The 14,645-nt window shown below is 42.7% G+C and carries 15 protein-coding genes; 7 read left to right on the plus strand and 8 right to left on the minus strand.

Going from position 1 to position 14,645, the window contains the following annotated elements:
• Window positions 1-42: 42 nt before the first annotated feature.
• Window positions 43-273: a ferredoxin gene (locus HC175_RS06200; RefSeq protein WP_168137626.1), complete on the minus strand. Its 231-nt coding sequence runs from the start codon at window positions 271-273 to the stop codon at window positions 43-45.
• Complete coding sequence (locus HC175_RS06205; RefSeq protein ID WP_438865917.1) at window positions 273-1,517, minus strand: peptidase U32 family protein; 1,245 nt, start codon at window positions 1,515-1,517, stop codon at window positions 273-275. Before HC175_RS06205 ends, HC175_RS06200 begins: the two co-directional genes overlap by 1 nt.
• A gap of 184 nt (window positions 1,518-1,701) precedes the next feature.
• On the opposite strand from HC175_RS06205, the gene HC175_RS06210 reads away from it, so the two are divergent.
• The 5 genes from HC175_RS06210 (at window position 1,702) to HC175_RS06230 (ending at window position 4,915) form a co-directional block, all read left to right on the plus strand.
• A complete protein-coding gene (locus HC175_RS06210; protein ID WP_168137627.1) occupies window positions 1,702-2,178 on the plus strand; it encodes a glutathione peroxidase in 477 nt (158 codons plus the stop codon).
• A 171-nt stretch (window positions 2,179-2,349) separates the two neighbouring features.
• Entirely contained in the window at window positions 2,350-3,312 is a 963-nt protein-coding gene (locus tag HC175_RS06215; RefSeq protein WP_168137628.1) for a DUF438 domain-containing protein, read from the plus strand.
• A gap of 82 nt (window positions 3,313-3,394) precedes the next feature.
• Window positions 3,395-3,553, plus strand: coding sequence for a hypothetical protein (locus HC175_RS06220; protein WP_168137629.1), 159 nt, complete (start codon window positions 3,395-3,397; stop codon window positions 3,551-3,553).
• Between the two features lie 185 nt (window positions 3,554-3,738).
• Window positions 3,739-4,326, plus strand: coding sequence for a hypothetical protein (locus HC175_RS06225; protein ID WP_168137630.1), 588 nt, complete (start codon window positions 3,739-3,741; stop codon window positions 4,324-4,326).
• Between the two features lie 82 nt (window positions 4,327-4,408).
• A complete protein-coding gene (locus tag HC175_RS06230; RefSeq protein ID WP_168137631.1) occupies window positions 4,409-4,915 on the plus strand; it encodes a rhodanese-like domain-containing protein in 507 nt (168 codons plus the stop codon).
• Here HC175_RS06230 and HC175_RS06235 read toward each other — a convergent pair.
• The gene (locus tag HC175_RS06235) at window positions 4,907-5,404 is read right to left on the minus strand and encodes a VOC family protein (RefSeq protein ID WP_168137632.1); all 498 of its coding nucleotides are present in this window, start codon (window positions 5,402-5,404) and stop codon (window positions 4,907-4,909) included. The genes HC175_RS06230 and HC175_RS06235 overlap by 9 nt on opposite strands.
• Before the next feature lie 35 nt (window positions 5,405-5,439).
• A complete protein-coding gene (locus HC175_RS06240; protein ID WP_168137633.1) occupies window positions 5,440-6,249 on the minus strand; it encodes an SDR family NAD(P)-dependent oxidoreductase in 810 nt (269 codons plus the stop codon).
• A 234-nt stretch (window positions 6,250-6,483) separates the two neighbouring features.
• On the opposite strand from HC175_RS06240, the gene HC175_RS06245 reads away from it, so the two are divergent.
• Both HC175_RS06245 and HC175_RS06250 read left to right on the plus strand, forming a co-directional pair.
• Window positions 6,484-6,843, plus strand: coding sequence for a SpoIIAA family protein (locus HC175_RS06245; protein ID WP_168137634.1), 360 nt, complete (start codon window positions 6,484-6,486; stop codon window positions 6,841-6,843).
• On the plus strand, window positions 6,840-7,469 hold the full coding sequence (locus HC175_RS06250) for a class I SAM-dependent DNA methyltransferase (RefSeq protein WP_168137635.1): 630 nt from the start codon (window positions 6,840-6,842) through the stop codon (window positions 7,467-7,469). The genes HC175_RS06245 and HC175_RS06250 overlap by 4 nt, the downstream gene beginning before the upstream one ends.
• Before the next feature lie 2 nt (window positions 7,470-7,471).
• Here HC175_RS06250 and HC175_RS06255 read toward each other — a convergent pair whose 3' ends face one another.
• Genes HC175_RS06255 through HC175_RS06270 form a run of 4 tightly spaced genes read right to left on the minus strand, consistent with a single transcriptional unit; the run spans window position 7,472 to window position 14,467 of the window.
• Window positions 7,472-8,026, minus strand: a complete 555-nt coding sequence (locus HC175_RS06255; RefSeq protein WP_209309937.1) for a biliverdin-producing heme oxygenase — start codon at window positions 8,024-8,026, stop codon at window positions 7,472-7,474.
• The gene (locus HC175_RS06260) at window positions 8,010-8,579 is read right to left on the minus strand and encodes a response regulator (protein ID WP_168137637.1); all 570 of its coding nucleotides are present in this window, start codon (window positions 8,577-8,579) and stop codon (window positions 8,010-8,012) included. The genes HC175_RS06255 and HC175_RS06260 overlap by 17 nt, the downstream gene beginning before the upstream one ends.
• Window positions 8,576-10,822 carry an ATP-binding protein gene (locus tag HC175_RS06265; RefSeq protein WP_168137638.1) on the minus strand — a complete coding sequence of 749 codons (2,247 nt, stop codon included), beginning with the start codon at window positions 10,820-10,822 and terminating at the stop codon, window positions 8,576-8,578. Before HC175_RS06265 ends, HC175_RS06260 begins: the two co-directional genes overlap by 4 nt.
• Window positions 10,823-14,467: a chemotaxis protein CheB gene (locus HC175_RS06270; protein ID WP_168137639.1), complete on the minus strand. Its 3,645-nt coding sequence runs from the start codon at window positions 14,465-14,467 to the stop codon at window positions 10,823-10,825.
• Window positions 14,468-14,645 lie beyond the last annotated feature (178 nt).

A 14,645-nucleotide genomic window follows, 5' to 3' on the forward strand; every position in this document is an offset into this window, starting at 1 on the left:
ATCCAGCAGTAATCGAAATAAAAAATCCGGAAAAAAAGATTCTCAAATTTCCTTTACAGAAATTATTTTTACCGGGCAGGCTTTTGCAGCGGTATCACAGCTGGTGAAGATGGAATGATCTGCCGATTTGAGGGTGTGGAAACCCTTGCGATCTACAGCCTTCAGTAATACACTTTTTCCATCCTTCCTGGACATCTGGAAATGTGCAGGGGCCAATTCCACGCAGTAATTGCAGCCAATGCATTTCTTACGTTGCAGGGTCACAACTACCATTAAGCTTCTACCAGTTTATAGAGCTTGTCTGAAAGCCTCACTCTAAAAGGTACTTTTATCGTACAGCTATCGCCTTTAGTAGCCCTTTCTGAAAGCAGGTCGTTCACAAATATTTCTTTAAGCTCAAATTCCTGAGCGCCGGTATTTGGTCCCGTCACCAGAAGCTTGTCGCCCGGGCTGAGATCAAAGGCTTCGATCCTGAATTCGGCAATTCCAGCTTTCGGGAAATAGTGAATTCCTTTGCCAAGATACACCTTCTTCTGCGTGGCCTGAGAGCCGGAAGTTTTACTCCATTCTCCTAATTTCTGACCCAGATAATAGCCACTCCAGAATCCACGGTTATAGACCGTACTCAACTGCTCCATCCAACGGGCCACTTTATCTTCCGAATATGTTTGGGCATACAGTGCATCAATGGCTTCCCTGTAGACTTTTGTAACTGTGGCTACATATTCGGGGGCACGGCCACGGCCTTCAATCTTCAACACCTGTACTCCCGCGTCCATGATCTCATCAAGGAAATTAACGGTACAAAGATCTTTTGGAGACATCATATATTCATTGTCGATCTCGATCTCAAAACCCGATTCCTGATCGATCACTGTATACTTCTTGCGGCAGTTTTGCTTGCAGGCGCCGCGATTGGCCGATGAATTATGGGAGTGCAGACTCAAATAACATTTACCCGATACTGCCATACACAAGGCCCCGTGACCGAAGATCTCTATTTTTACAGGTGCTCCCGAAGGTCCCTTAATTTGCTCTTTTTCGATCCCGCTGGTGATCTTCTTCACCTGGCGCAGGCTCAGTTCGCGAGAAAGCACCATAGTATCAGCAAAAAGGCTGTAGAACTTTACAGTTTCAATATTGGTAATATTGACTTGAGTTGAAATGTGAACCTGCACATCCATACTTCGGGCAGATGCGATCACTGCCTGGTCACTTGCAATCACTGCTGTGATCCCTGCTTTTTTAGCTTCTGTAAGAAGATTCCTTACGAGCGAAAGATCATGGTCATAAACTATAGTGTTTAGAGTAAGATAGCTGCGAACCTTTCTTTTTTCACACCTCCTCACAATTTCCGGCAGGTCTTCCATGGTGAAATTAATGGAGGCACGGGCTCTCATATTCAGTTGTTCCACACCAAAATAAACCGAATCTGCACCATTGTCTAAAGCAGCCTGCAAAGATTCGAAGTTGCCTGCAGGCGCCATTAATTCCATTTTATCTTTCTTTGTCAGCATGATCTCTTATCAAAAAAGATTTGCCGTAGCAGTGAAATTTGCCCGGCGAAAATCAGGCGGCAAAGAAAAAGCCCTTTTTGAAAGATAAATATGACCGGGATCATATTTGGAAAAAACCAAGAGCCCTTGTAGTGAACAGGTAGAATGGGCTGAAATCTTCCAAAACCTTATCTAAAAATATATTATGAGTAAAATTTATGATTTTAAAGCCAGAGATCTCCAGGGCAAGGAAGTGGACCTGGAGATGTATAGAGACAAGGTCATCCTGGTGGTCAATACGGCTTCAGAATGCGGATTCACACCTCAATTTGAAGGTCTGGAAAACCTGTACAAAAAGTATAAAAGCCAGGGACTGGTGATACTCGGTTTTCCCTGCAATCAATTCGGAAAACAGGAACCAGGCGATGAAAAATCAATTGCTGAAGGCTGTATGGTCAATTATGGCGTAAGCTTTCCAATGTTCTCAAAAGTGGAGGTGAATGGAAAAGAAGCTCATCCCCTTTTTAAATTTCTGAAGAAAAAGCAAGGCGGATTACTGGGCAGCAAGATCAAATGGAACTTCACAAAGTTCCTCATTGACCGTGAAGGAGAGCCTGTAAAACGTTTTGCTCCCATTACCAAACCGGAAAGTATCGAAGAAGATATCAGAAAATTATTGTAGGCAACTGTACAAAAGGAAGAGGTTCCAAAAATGTCACTTTTGGCACCTCTTCTTTTTTTCCTTTTTATGACAGCTTCAGGAATTGCAGAATTTATTCAGAATTCCGTAGAGGTGATTTCAGTCATAAAACAAGACCAGGTTGTCCTTTAATTTTGCTGAAAATTCCTGAAAATGACAACTACATCAGCCTTGCCAAAAGGGCATCCGGTCTCCATCTATTCCGAAGAAAAAAAATTAATTCAAAACCTGGGGAATGAGCTCCTGCAGGCCGATCCTGAAAAGGAAACTCAAAAATTCTATAACATCTTCAATCAACTACAGGAAATCGAACGCCGGTTTGAGCGCAAGGAAAATCAACTATTCCCCGTGCTGGAGCAAAAAGGCTGGACGGGACCGTCAAAGAACATGTGGTCTTTCCATGATACCATTCGCGAACAGTTCCGATTACTTCGGAAACAGCTTGATGTGCAGGAATATCCAGAGATTAAGCGAGATTCGCAATACCTGGTAAGCAGCATTTTCAGGCTTCTGCTTGTGGAGGACAATGTGCTTTTCCCGAATGCCCTGAACTTACTTTCTGAAGCAGACTGGAAACTTGTAAGAAAAGGCGAAGAAGAGATAGGCTGGATGATGCCGAAAGCACCAGCTGCCTTTCCCGAAGAAGAAGCCAGATATATTCCCCCTTCGCAAGATCATACCCAGCGACCGCTCACTTTTAAAAAGGATGAGGCAGCGCATTATGATGAAGGTTATATGACCGTAGAACAGGTGAATCTTCTTTTAAAGACCATGCCGCTGGACCTTACATATGTTGATGAGAATGACAAAGTGATCTTTTACAATCGTGGGGAAGAGCGCGTTTTCCCAAGGAGCGCCGGTATTATTGGGCGCGAGGTAAAGTTTTGTCATCCTCCAAAAAGTGTGGGCACAGTTCTAAGGATCCTGGAAGAATTTAAAAAGGGCAATAAAAATGAAGCTTCCTTTTGGATCAACTTCAAAAACCGACTTATCTATATTCGCTATTTTGCCGTACGAGATGCCCAGCAGCAATACAAAGGCGTTATAGAAATGTCTCAGGATATCACAGATATTAAAGAAATTGAAGGAGAGCAAAGACTGCTGGACTGGAATTAAATTTGTTAAAACCGGTTAGGATTACGGTTTTCCTCATCCACCTCATCATTTTTTGAAATAAATTTACTCACCAAATTCAAAAATGATGGAATATGTCCTTTCGGGAATTGCAGGAATAGCCGTCTTTTTCCTGGTTCTTCTTTTTATCTATAATCGGCGGCAGGAGGCCAAGATCAGAAAGAATATTCGGGATATCAAGAAGATCCAGACGAGTACCAGGGATTACTTCAATTTTGACTAAGGTCCCAAAAAGGGCTTTTTTGACTACTCTTGTTCCTGTCTCTTCTTTTTTTCATGTCTATAGTTTTTAACAGTGGTCATTTTCTAATGATCTACCATATTTAACGCTCTAAGGTTGAGATAAAAACGCAGCTTCAGCTGCTTTTTTCTTATCTTTAATTAGTGTAATCCCTAATTTTTGAACCTATGAGATCTTCAATTATTCTGTTAGTTCTGCTTTTTCCAGTCCTGGCGTTGGCTCAGAAAAAAGTGCTGCCGGCAGAGGTTCAGATAAGAACTGCGGTCCTGGCTGCACCAGAGGATTTGCGTGCCGGGGTGATGGTGTACGGTTACAATGAAGCCGGAGAAATGGTGGTCTTAAGGGAAGGCACAAACCACCTGGTATGTGTCGCCGATGATCCCGACAAAAAAGGAATTAATGTCTCCTGTTATTCTAAGAAACTGGAACCCTTTATGGCCAGGGGACGAGCACTTACTGAAGAAGGTAAACCCGAGATGGAAAGGAGAGAAATAAGAAGGAAAGAGGCTGAAGCCGGTGAACTCGAATTACCCGATGCCCCCGCGATGACCTATATTCTCACCGGATCTGAAGAAAATTACAATCTCGAAACCGGGGAATTAAAAGATGGCCAATTCAGGTACGTGATCTATATTCCATACGCTACTGCCCAGTCGACAGGGCTTCCTGAAAAACCTTTTGCCCCGGGAATGCCTTGGATCATGGATCCTGGAACGCATCGCGCTCATATTATGATCACCCCGCCAAAAAATTAATTCAGGTGTAACTCTCTTTCTGAATCTCAAGAAAATGTTTTTTCCGAAGCAAAAGGTTATTTTTGCTTCAAAATTCTAAATAATGAACATTTTTAAGTTGTCAAGGATCCTTATTTGCGTCCTGCTGATAAGCAGTTGTAAAGAAGCGTCAAAGACAGAGGTAGCACAACCCGAAAAGACATTAGAAAATAAGTCCGCTTCGTCCACCGACGAAACGATTTCAGAACCCTGGACGGCAGAGCAACTTGTGCAACCGGTAGAGCTGGCGCATCAAATCGAGGCTGGAGATAGCCTCATCATCTTTAGTCTTGGAGCGGGAGGGATTATTCCTGGATCAATGGACACCGGACCTTCAGGTGAAAGTGATTCTTTAAAAAGACTGGCCGCTGAATTAGAAAAACTCCCCAAAGATTCAGAAATTGTTATCTACTGTGGCTGCTGTCCTTTTGACATTTGTCCTAATGTACGGCCTGCTTTCAACTTATTGAACAGTATGGGCTTTGAGCATCATCAACTATTGAATCTACAGGAAAATATTAAAGTAGACTGGATTGACAAAGGCTATCCTACCGGCAGTCCATCACTTTAATTCTGCCAGGAGATCTTCAAAATGAAGAGCTTTGGTGTACATATCCAACGCTCCATCACTTTTTCTGGGCCATTTATCCTTCGGTCGATCCCAGTAAAGTTCGACGCCATTCCCATCGGGATCGTTCATATATAAAGCTTCGGAAACTCCGTGATCTGCTGCCCCGGTGAGGGGATATTCTACCTCGATTAGCCTTTGAAGTACCTCTGCCAGCTCTTTTCTCTCCTTGTAAACAATAGCAGTATGATACAAGCCGACCCCGCTTTTCGCGGCTTCGGGTGCGCCTTTGCTATGCCAGGTGTTGAGACCAATATGATGGTGATAGCCGCCAGCCGAGAGAAAGGCAGCAGATTCATCCATCATCTGGGTGATCTCAAATCCTAAGAGGCCATTATAGAACATGAGGGCCTGTTCGAGATTCGAAACCTTGAGATGGACATGTCCTATGCGAGTGGTGACAGGTGCTTTATAATTTTCATCTATTGCCATTCCTCAAATTTTTCGGCTGATGCTTGTTAATTCTCCTAATCTTCGTGATGTTCGTAATACTTCATCTGGGTTTTTGACTGTGTACTTTTCGGAATTACCCTTCTTATAAAGGTAGATATTTTGTTCATAGTTCCCGGAATAAATATTCTCTCTCCGTCCATTAAGGCCTTGTAAGCCCCTTCAGCCACTTCTTCGGGAGGCATCATTAATTTATCCTTGTGATGTACTACGTTTGTTTCTTCCATATCGGCACGAGTAAAGAAATCTGTATCTGTGGGACCGGGACAAAGGCAGGTAACAGTTACCTTGCTCTCCATCTCCTCGAGTTCTGTAGCCAGTGCTTCAGAGAGTGATACCACATAGGCTTTGGTAGCATGATATACTGCCAGCAGTGGGCCGGGTTGAAATCCTGCTACAGACCCAAGGTTGAGAACTTTTCCATGATCCCGTTCTACCATATCTTTCAGAAACAAGCGGGTAAGGTGAGTGAGAGAAATAATATTCAGGTGAATGAGATGTGCATAGCGTTCATAGGGAATATCAACGAATTTCCCATGTTGCCCCACCCCAGCATCGTTTACCAAAATGTGTATGGGTTTCCCAAAAGCCTTAGCTTCTTCGTAAACTTCTTTTGCTGCCCCATCCTGTGCCAGGTCCTTTTGAATGATCTGGACTTCAATTCCATATTGCTGCTGCAATTCCTTGGTTGTAGCCTCCATCTTTGACTTATCTCGGGCAACTCCAATGATATCAAATCCATCCCGGGCAAACTGATGTGACAATGCCTTTCCAATTCCACTTGAAAATCCCGTGATCAATACTGTTTTATTTTTTCCGTCTTCCATAGTCTTACTTATTTATCTGATTTTCACCAATATAAGAAAGCTAATAAAAAAGGAGATTTAAATTAATCATAAAAATAGGGCTTCAAAAAAGGGAAATTCGGAGATTCTTTTCTACTTCTGAAAGTAGTTTCGAATTAACATTAATTAGGCACAGAATTAACAAGAGCTTAACCGCTGCCATTGGCAAAACTATTGGCAGAATCTACTTTTCTTTCGAAATTGTCAAAAACAATTATGCTCTCTATCCACCTGGAACAAAATATCATTTTTACCATTGCCGAAGATAAACTCACAGATGAAGACTATGACCGCTTAATTCCTTTGTTAGAGGAGAAGATACGCGCGTTTGGAAAAATAAGATGGTACTTTGAAATGAGAGCCTTTGAAGGATGGAGCCTTAGTGCCATGTGGCGGGATCTAAAATTTGATTTCAGCAACAATGAACATCTTGAAAGAATTGCAATGGTAGGCAATATGGAATGGGAAAAGCAATTGACAAAACTCATGAAACCTTTTACAGGAGCAGAAATTCAATTCTTTGATAGCAGCGAAAGGGATGAAGCCAAAAACTGGATACGAAAGATTGACATATGAACACCAGCGACTCATATAATACCTGGGCTAATTCTTATGATGCCATGAGCAATAAGACCCGAGATCTCGAAGGAGAGGTTCTTCGAAAGACATTTTTGAATCCGCATTACGGTAATATTCTGGAACTAGGCTGTGGTACTGGTAAGAATACCGGCTGGCTTTCAGAAAAAGCTGATTATGTCACTGCCATTGATTTCTCACCGAAGATGATCGAAAAGGCCCGGAAAAAGATCACTGCAGAAAATGTTACCTTCACTGAAGCCGATCTGAGACTGGACTGGCCAGTTAAACCTGGATGGGCAAATCTAATTACCTGTAGTTTGGTGCTGGAGCATATTGAAGATCTCGATTTTATCTTTGCTGAAGCTGCCAGGGCACTAAAACGAAACGGAAAGTTCTACATTTGTGAGTTGCACCCGGGGAAACAATATTCGGGCAGCAGGGCGAGATTTGAAACCGAAGCTGGTTTACACACGCCTGAAGCTTTTGTGCATCACATTTCAGACTTTCTTACCGCTGCAAAAGCACATAAATTTAACCTGCTCGATCTTAATGAACACTTTGATCAGCCAAGAGAGGAAAATATCCCAAGGCTGATTTCAATGGTCTTTGAAAGCGGTATTTAAAATTAGCCTAAAGCCAGTTCCCTGTTAAAGACTCGCTCAAAGAACAGGAAGGTTTCCTTAGCTTTCGAAATGGCCTGTACTTTCTCGATTTCGGTGAATGGATACTGCTCCAGGGTTATTTTGAAATTCTTCCAGTCTTCCAGGTTAGATTTACTTCCGCTAAAGAAATGAGGCGGGTCAATATCCTTTAATCCGTCACAGGATGGAATGTGCTTTGCGATCACCATTCCACCTAAAGCAGAGCCTTCAACTACATAAGCAGCCCCAAGAGCTTCGGCTGTAGAACGGCACTCAAAAATGTCATTTTCAGAAGGTATTTCAGAAGAGATTTTTAAGGGGGACAGGTCAAGGGCTAATTGCTGATGCTTCTCTCCCTTAAACTGAGGCAAATGTTTTTTTATTTCGGTTTCTGTAGCTCTATAGGCAATAAAATTTTGCAGCAGCAGTAATTTATAGGTCTCAAGATCCATACTGTGGTTCATGATCAACTTCGCCAGATTCTGGCCTTCTACCTGTTCATGAAGTTCTCGCGTTTCCTCCTTAAGCCTTTGTATCATCTCCATCCTGCTCCTCTTTAAAAATTCTGATTGTTTCCTTGATCTTTCCCAGGTTTTGCTTCTGCTCCTGGTTATCTGCCTTCAGGCTGTCCAAATAGTCGTAGATCTGGTTAATAGCGATCTTGTTTTTTCTAAGTCTCTCCCTTACCTCATCCCTGGATACCATATTAAACACCACTTTTTTGAGCAGGGGTTTCAGTTTTTCCTCAAGATTGTTCATGTGCTTTTTCAGAATATAGCCAGAAGCCCCGGCTAGAATCGTATCGGCAGCCAGCTCTTCATCATGAACTGTACCCGTGAGAAATATGAGCGGCAGGGCAGGATCTTTTTTCTTCACCAGTTCCAGCACGTCAAGCCCTGTGCAGGTTGGCAGGTTATAATCTGAGATCACCAGATCGGGGACGAAATTGACCAGCTGATGCCTGGCAGAAGAAAGATCTTCAACCACCTCAATGACCGGTGCCTGCACCAGCTTCTTAATACAACGCCGCGTGATCATAACATCTGCCTCATTGTCTTCTACCAGTAAAATCCTCAACGGAATTGTAATCATATTGTCTCCTCCAACTTCTTTTTTGGGAGGTCAAGATAGAAATAAAATTCAGATCCTTTTCCAGGAGAACTTTCTACCCAAACTTCACCATTATGCTTTTCCACGATCTTCTTAACAATTGCAAGCCCTATCCCAGAGCCTTTAAACTTACTACCTACAGCTCTTTGGAAAGTTTCGAATATTTTCTTTCTGAATTCTGGTGCTATTCCAATGCCATTATCTTTTACGAAATAGACCTGTCTGTCTTCTATTTCCTTAACTCCTATTGCTAGTTTAGGCTCTTCAACCGTGGCTGAATATTTGAGTGCGTTATTAAGCAGGTTCGCCCAAAGCTGAAAAAGCATTCGGCGGTCACCATACATCTCCGGAATTTCGTCCTCGATCTCAATAGTCGCAGCCGGATAACTTTTGGTCACATTAAACAATTGTAACACCTCCTGCAGCAGTTCACTGACGTCAACCTCTTTGGCATCAATGCCTTCGGTATGGCTCAAGCGGGAATATTCGAGGATGTTATCGATGAGATCATTCATTTTTTCGGTAAGCTCTCTCGACATACGCAACATCTTGATTCCCTCTTCACTCAGCTCCTGGCCATGGTCTTCTTCCAGAATATTTAAGAAGCCCTCCATCCCCCTTATTGGCGCCCTTAAATCGTGAGATAATCCATAACTAAACAATTCAAGCTCTTTGTTGGCTTCGACCAGTTTTTTGTTCAAGGCTGTAATTTCCTCCCGCTGTTGCGCCAGCACAAAGTGGCTCACGTTCTCACGGAGAGATCTCGCAATATTCTTATCCATGTCCCGCCATGGTTCAGAAGTGCCGGTTAATTTTTCACTCCACTTCTTAAAGGATTTTCTTGGGCTAATTCTTTTTTCCTTCTCATTATAGAAGGCCTTTTGTTCAGGATTTCCTCCCCAGTTCACTATCTGCACTACCTCGGGTTTAAACCAGAAAATGTATTTATTATCGGCAATTTTTAGGCTCAAGAGGCCCGAAGCCTTTGATTTGTACGCATCTGCTTCAGGAAAAAGTGAAGAAAGGTTTCGTGTCAAAAAGAGGCTTTTTGACTGTGGTTTTATAAAATTGTTCAGGAGGTTCTCCAGTTGCTCTTTTGATGGGGCGTTTCCGCTTCTTTCCCATCTCCCCTTAAAGAACATTGCGCCACCACCACAGGAGATTAGCTCTGTGAATTTAACCGTATCACCATTGAGAGCCTTAAAAAGGTCTTTGTGATACTTCATTTGTACTACCAGCTGCCTCCTTATATTTTCTGAAAGCTCAAAATTACTTATCTCGTTTTTAGTTACATGAAGCGTTAGCTCGTTGGAAAGTATCCTCGTTAAGAAACGACAGTGTTCCCTTTGTTCATGATCAAGATATTTTCTCGATTTGTGATGGCAGGCGATAAGCCCCCATAACTTTCCTTTTACCACAATTGCTGCAGACAGAGATGCTCCCACCTCCATGTTCTTGAGGTATTCGATGTGGATAGGGGAAACAGCTCTGAGCGTAGATCTTGAAATATCCAGTGGTTCTCCGGTAACAGGTGAGATTTCAGGAATTATAGGAACAGGCGTATAATTAACATCAGTAATTACACGCACTCTGTGTTTCAGGAAAAGCCGGCGTGATTGTTCAGGAATATCGGTAGCTGGATAGTGCAAGCCCAGCCAGGATTCCATGCCCTCCTCCTTCTGTTCAGCAATTACCTCCCCGTTCCAATCTTCATCAAACCTGTAGATCATCACCCGGTGATAACCATACATCTCTTTGGTGATGACAGCGGCAGAATCACAGAGTTCCTCGACGGTTCTCGCTGCAGTAAAACTATTGAGTATGGAGGTGAGCTGCTTCTGAAAATCGTAAGGACGCTGCTGTTTATCCTGGGGTTCAAAGTCAAGGATGAGATGTCCATGAGACAAATGTGGCAACATTAGAAACTGCCTTTGCTTCACGTTTACTTCCAGGCTAAGATTGGGATCTTCCTTACTGATACGATCCTTTAGGTCTACAGCACTATCCTCACCAATCAATTGCTCGAGCTCCTGGCCTAAAAGCTGTGCCGCAGAAAGGCCAAAGAATTCTTCTGAATTTTCACCGGCCTGGGTAATTTTCAAGGTTGAAGGATCGCATACGATCAACACTCCGTGAGCCTGAGTCTTACCTATAATATGGATAGGTTCTTTGGCGCAATTGTCCAGATTCACCTGATCTGGATAAGTAGAAGGCCCGGCAGGCATCTATGCTTTTATTTTGAAATAAAAGGAGCTGCCCACTCCTTCCTGTGAATCGACCCAGAGACTACCATTATGCAACTGCACGATCTTTTCCACATGGGCAAGTCCAACACCCGTTCCCTCATGATCATCATGTTTCTTCACCCTGTTAAAAATAGTAAAGATCCTGTCCTGGTCCTCCTTAGCAATTCCAATGCCATTGTCAACTACAGAGAATACCCAGAATTCTCCCTCGCGATAAGCAGAGATCCTTACTTCCGGATTTCTCTCTGCCGGCGTATATTTTATGGCATTCGAGATAAGGTTCTGAAAAAGCAGCCTCATTTCAATTTCATATCCCATGATCTCTGGCAGATCTCCAACATGGATCCTGGCATTGGTATCCTTAATTCTCTTGCCAAGATCATATTTCACCACCTCTACTACCTCTCTGGTCTTTACCAGTTTCTTTTCTCCATTCCTGCCTATCCTGGAGTGTTCCAGCAGGGCTCTTATCTGCTCAGAAAGTCGGGTGGATGCCTGCTTGATATAGTTCACGTAACTCTGCCCCTTTTCATCTAATTTGGGTGCATAGATCTTGCCTAAAATGTCAATTCCAAACTTTATTGTTGAAAGTGGCTCCTGCAAATCGTGAGAGCAAATGGAAACAAACTGTTCCAGGTCCTTATTTGCCCGTTCAAGATCTGCTTTCTGCTCTTTAAGCTGGTCTTCTGCATTCTTTAAAGCACTAATTTCAACAAAGGTGTACCTTATGGTGATCACTCTGTTGTCCTCGTCTGTTTCGGCAGTGGCATTGAGAATTACGGGCAGGGTTTCGCCAGATTTTGTGAGAATGGACTGCTCAAGATTGACCAGAGTTCCGGTTTCAGCAAAATCTTTATTAGATCTTAAGGCATCAACCTGTGATTCTTCACTATAAAGATCATAAATGGATTTTCCAATAAGCTCCTCCCGGGTCTTGTATCCAAGCTGCTTGACCGTCATTTTGTTGCAGTGCAGGATCTTGTAGTTCTGTGGATTTACACTAATATGCATTACAGGATCCTCTTCATAAAAGCTCTTGAACCTCTTTTCACTTGCCTGCAGCTTTTCTTTGGATTTTTGCAGGTTTTCAATATCTATGAAAGTGATTACCACTCCGTTAACTTTTTGGCTTGAGTTAACGTAAGGAGAGATTCTCCTAAGGTAATGTACCCCATCTTTGGATCGCACAGATTTTTCGAGCGTAATGCCGGTGTTCAATACCTTTTTGCATCTTTCCACCAGGTTACTCTTTCCTATGTTCCCTGTAAAATGGCTTATTGGCCTTCCAATATCGGAATTAAGGAAGCTGAAATGTTCCTTGATGGCTGGAGTGAATTTGCGGATGCTAAGATTGGAATCCAGAAATATAGTACCAATCTGGGTACTTTCGAGCAGGTTATTTATATCGGCATTAAGAGCCGCAAGATCATCCATTTTCTGCAGGTTTTCTGCGTTCACGGTGTTGATCTCCTCGTTAACACTTTGCAGCTCCTCGTTGGTACTTTGCAGTTCTTCATTAGAAGCTAAAAGTTCCTCATTTGCTGCCTGCAGTTCTTCATTACTGGTTTCGATCTCCTCAAGCGAAGTTTGCAGTTCTTCTTTCGTCTGTTTTAACTCTTCTTCAAGATTCGAAACATATTCTTTGGTCCTCGTGGTGAGGGTCACGTTATCTACTGTCTCAGTTCCCTCTAAATTCAGCTCTTTTTCCACGAAGGTGATCATGAAATTAATGTCTGAATCGAGATGTTGTTGCTGAAGTGGTTTTACAATAATATCAACACCCTTCTGTTCCCCATTATGGGTGTAAACAGCATCTTTACAATAGATCTTCTTCTGAAGTTTTCCAGCTTTTTTAAGGCTGTTCTGGATGAGATATTTGAGGTCTGCTCCCATCATGTCCAGTAGATTCGTAGAAAAACCATTTACTGGAAGGTTTGCATATTTCCTGAATTCTCCAAGTGCTTCAAGAATATTATAATCTGAATCCACACAAACGCTCGCCGCCCTGAAATTTTCGAGGATGGTTTCGTTGAATTCGGCAGTTAATTTTTGATGCACAGCATTTCCGGTTGTCTTGAAACTAGTGCGTTCGTAATGCGACTTGTTTTCAACCAGCCTGCGGGTCGAAGTTGGAGCATGGGCTATCCCTGCTTCCAGTCTTTTGCTGGGTTTGATATTCTGATAGATCTTCCATTTCCTGTCTACCTCCACAAAATTATTCTGCTGGGAATTTACACTTTCGCTGGTTCCAAGAACCAGGATACCATCCTGTTTAAGGCTGTAATGCAAAACACTTAGCGCCTTGGTTTGAATGGCAGGTTGAAAATAGATGAGCAAATTACGACAGGAAACCAGGTCCATATTACTAAAGGGCGGATTTTTGATAACATTGTGCCGGGAAAAGATTACTGCCCTCCTTAGTTTTTCGACCACCTCATATTTATGAGGCTTGCTCACAAAATATTTGGCCAGGAAATCTGCCGGCACATCTGCCGCGATACTTTCAGGATAAACTCCTCTTCCTCCTATTTGCAGATGCTTTTCGGCAATGTCTGTAGCAAAGATCTTGAGTTCAATTTCTTTATTTTGCTTTTCGGCTTCTTCAAAGAAGCACATCGCAAAAGAGTAGGCTTCTTCTCCGGTACTACATGCTACATCCCAAATCTTAATAACATCGCCGTTATTCCTTTCCTTGAGCATTTGAGGAATGACTTTTTTTCTAAGCAGTTCCCAAACTTTACTATCTCTGAAAAATTTGGTCACCCCAATGAGGAACTCACGATATAATATATCTACTTCGCCTTTAGTTTTTGTGAGATGCCCATAATACTCTGCTAGAGACCGGCATTTGCATACACTAACCCTTCGGGCTACCCTTCGGGCCAGTGTGGATCTTTTGTACTCCCGAAAATCCAGGCCAGTCTTCTCATCAACGTAGTTAAGGATCTTCATGAGCTCAGACTGGTCATAAACTACATCTCCATCCTTGAAATGAAATACAGCTGGCGCTGAAAGGAAATTATTCAGTTCCTCTCCCATTTCCTTAACCGGTAGCACATAATCAACGAGGCCAGTGTTAATGGCGCTCTTTGGCATTCCGTCAAACTGTGCTTCATTTGGCTCCTGCACCATGATCATTCCATCATTCTCCTTTATGGCACGAGCGCCCCGGGTACCATCACTTCCCGTTCCACTGAGAATAACTCCAATTGCCCTCTCCTTGTGCTCCCTGGCCAGGGATTCAAAGAACATATCAATAGGAAGATTAAGGGTTTGATGCTTTGGTTTATCTGAAAGATATAGACGATTATCTTTGATCACCAGGTTGTTAATGGGTGGAATAAGATAAATATGTCCCGGAGAGATCTCCATTCCATCATTGACCTCCACAATTGGAAGCCTTGTGCTTCGCGCCAGCAATTCTCCCATCATACTCTTGTAGTCTGGCGAAAGATGCTGAATAACAACATAGGCATTTTTAGAGTCCTCAGGTACATGTTCAAAGAAACCTTTTAAGGCTTCGAGTCCTCCTGCACTTGCTCCAATTGCTATAATTCGAGCAACGGAAGGATTAGTCGGAATATCGGCTTGTAGGGACGGAATTTGTATGGTGTTTTTACTCATATATAAACAGAGGCTGTTAGTGCCCGGAAACATCAAAGACTGACTACCTATTATCCAAATGACAAACGGAAGCTCGACATGTAACTACAATAACAGAAACCAGAAAATTAAAGAGCTTTGGATATAAGTTGATTCTGGCCGTGAAATTAATCCTATCCTCGATTTTTTACTGTTAATG

The organism is Salinimicrobium oceani (assembly GCF_012037645.1).

Excerpts from the sequence above, each read along its gene's own strand:
- HC175_RS06230 (WP_168137631.1), top strand. The coding sequence starts at position 4,409 with ATGAACATTTTTAAGTTGTCAAGGATCCTTATTTGCGTCCTGCTGATA.
- HC175_RS06205 (WP_438865917.1), bottom strand. The coding sequence starts at position 1,517 with ATGCTGACAAAGAAAGATAAAATGGAATTAATGGCGCCTGCAGGCAAC.
- HC175_RS06260 (WP_168137637.1), bottom strand. The coding sequence starts at position 8,579 with ATGATTACAATTCCGTTGAGGATTTTACTGGTAGAAGACAATGAGGCA.
- HC175_RS06220 (WP_168137629.1), top strand. The coding sequence starts at position 3,395 with ATGATGGAATATGTCCTTTCGGGAATTGCAGGAATAGCCGTCTTTTTC.
- HC175_RS06235 (WP_168137632.1), bottom strand. The coding sequence starts at position 5,404 with ATGGCAATAGATGAAAATTATAAAGCACCTGTCACCACTCGCATAGGA.
- HC175_RS06250 (WP_168137635.1), top strand. The coding sequence starts at position 6,840 with ATGAACACCAGCGACTCATATAATACCTGGGCTAATTCTTATGATGCC.
- HC175_RS06215 (WP_168137628.1), top strand. The coding sequence starts at position 2,350 with ATGACAACTACATCAGCCTTGCCAAAAGGGCATCCGGTCTCCATCTAT.
- HC175_RS06245 (WP_168137634.1), top strand. The coding sequence starts at position 6,484 with ATGCTCTCTATCCACCTGGAACAAAATATCATTTTTACCATTGCCGAA.
- HC175_RS06210 (WP_168137627.1), top strand. The coding sequence starts at position 1,702 with ATGAGTAAAATTTATGATTTTAAAGCCAGAGATCTCCAGGGCAAGGAA.
- HC175_RS06240 (WP_168137633.1), bottom strand. The coding sequence starts at position 6,249 with ATGGAAGACGGAAAAAATAAAACAGTATTGATCACGGGATTTTCAAGT.
- HC175_RS06255 (WP_209309937.1), bottom strand. The coding sequence starts at position 8,026 with ATGATACAAAGGCTTAAGGAGGAAACGCGAGAACTTCATGAACAGGTA.
- HC175_RS06265 (WP_168137638.1), bottom strand. The coding sequence starts at position 10,822 with ATGCCTGCCGGGCCTTCTACTTATCCAGATCAGGTGAATCTGGACAAT.
- HC175_RS06225 (WP_168137630.1), top strand. The coding sequence starts at position 3,739 with ATGAGATCTTCAATTATTCTGTTAGTTCTGCTTTTTCCAGTCCTGGCG.
- HC175_RS06270 (WP_168137639.1), bottom strand. The coding sequence starts at position 14,467 with ATGAGTAAAAACACCATACAAATTCCGTCCCTACAAGCCGATATTCCG.
- HC175_RS06200 (WP_168137626.1), bottom strand. The coding sequence starts at position 273 with ATGGTAGTTGTGACCCTGCAACGTAAGAAATGCATTGGCTGCAATTAC.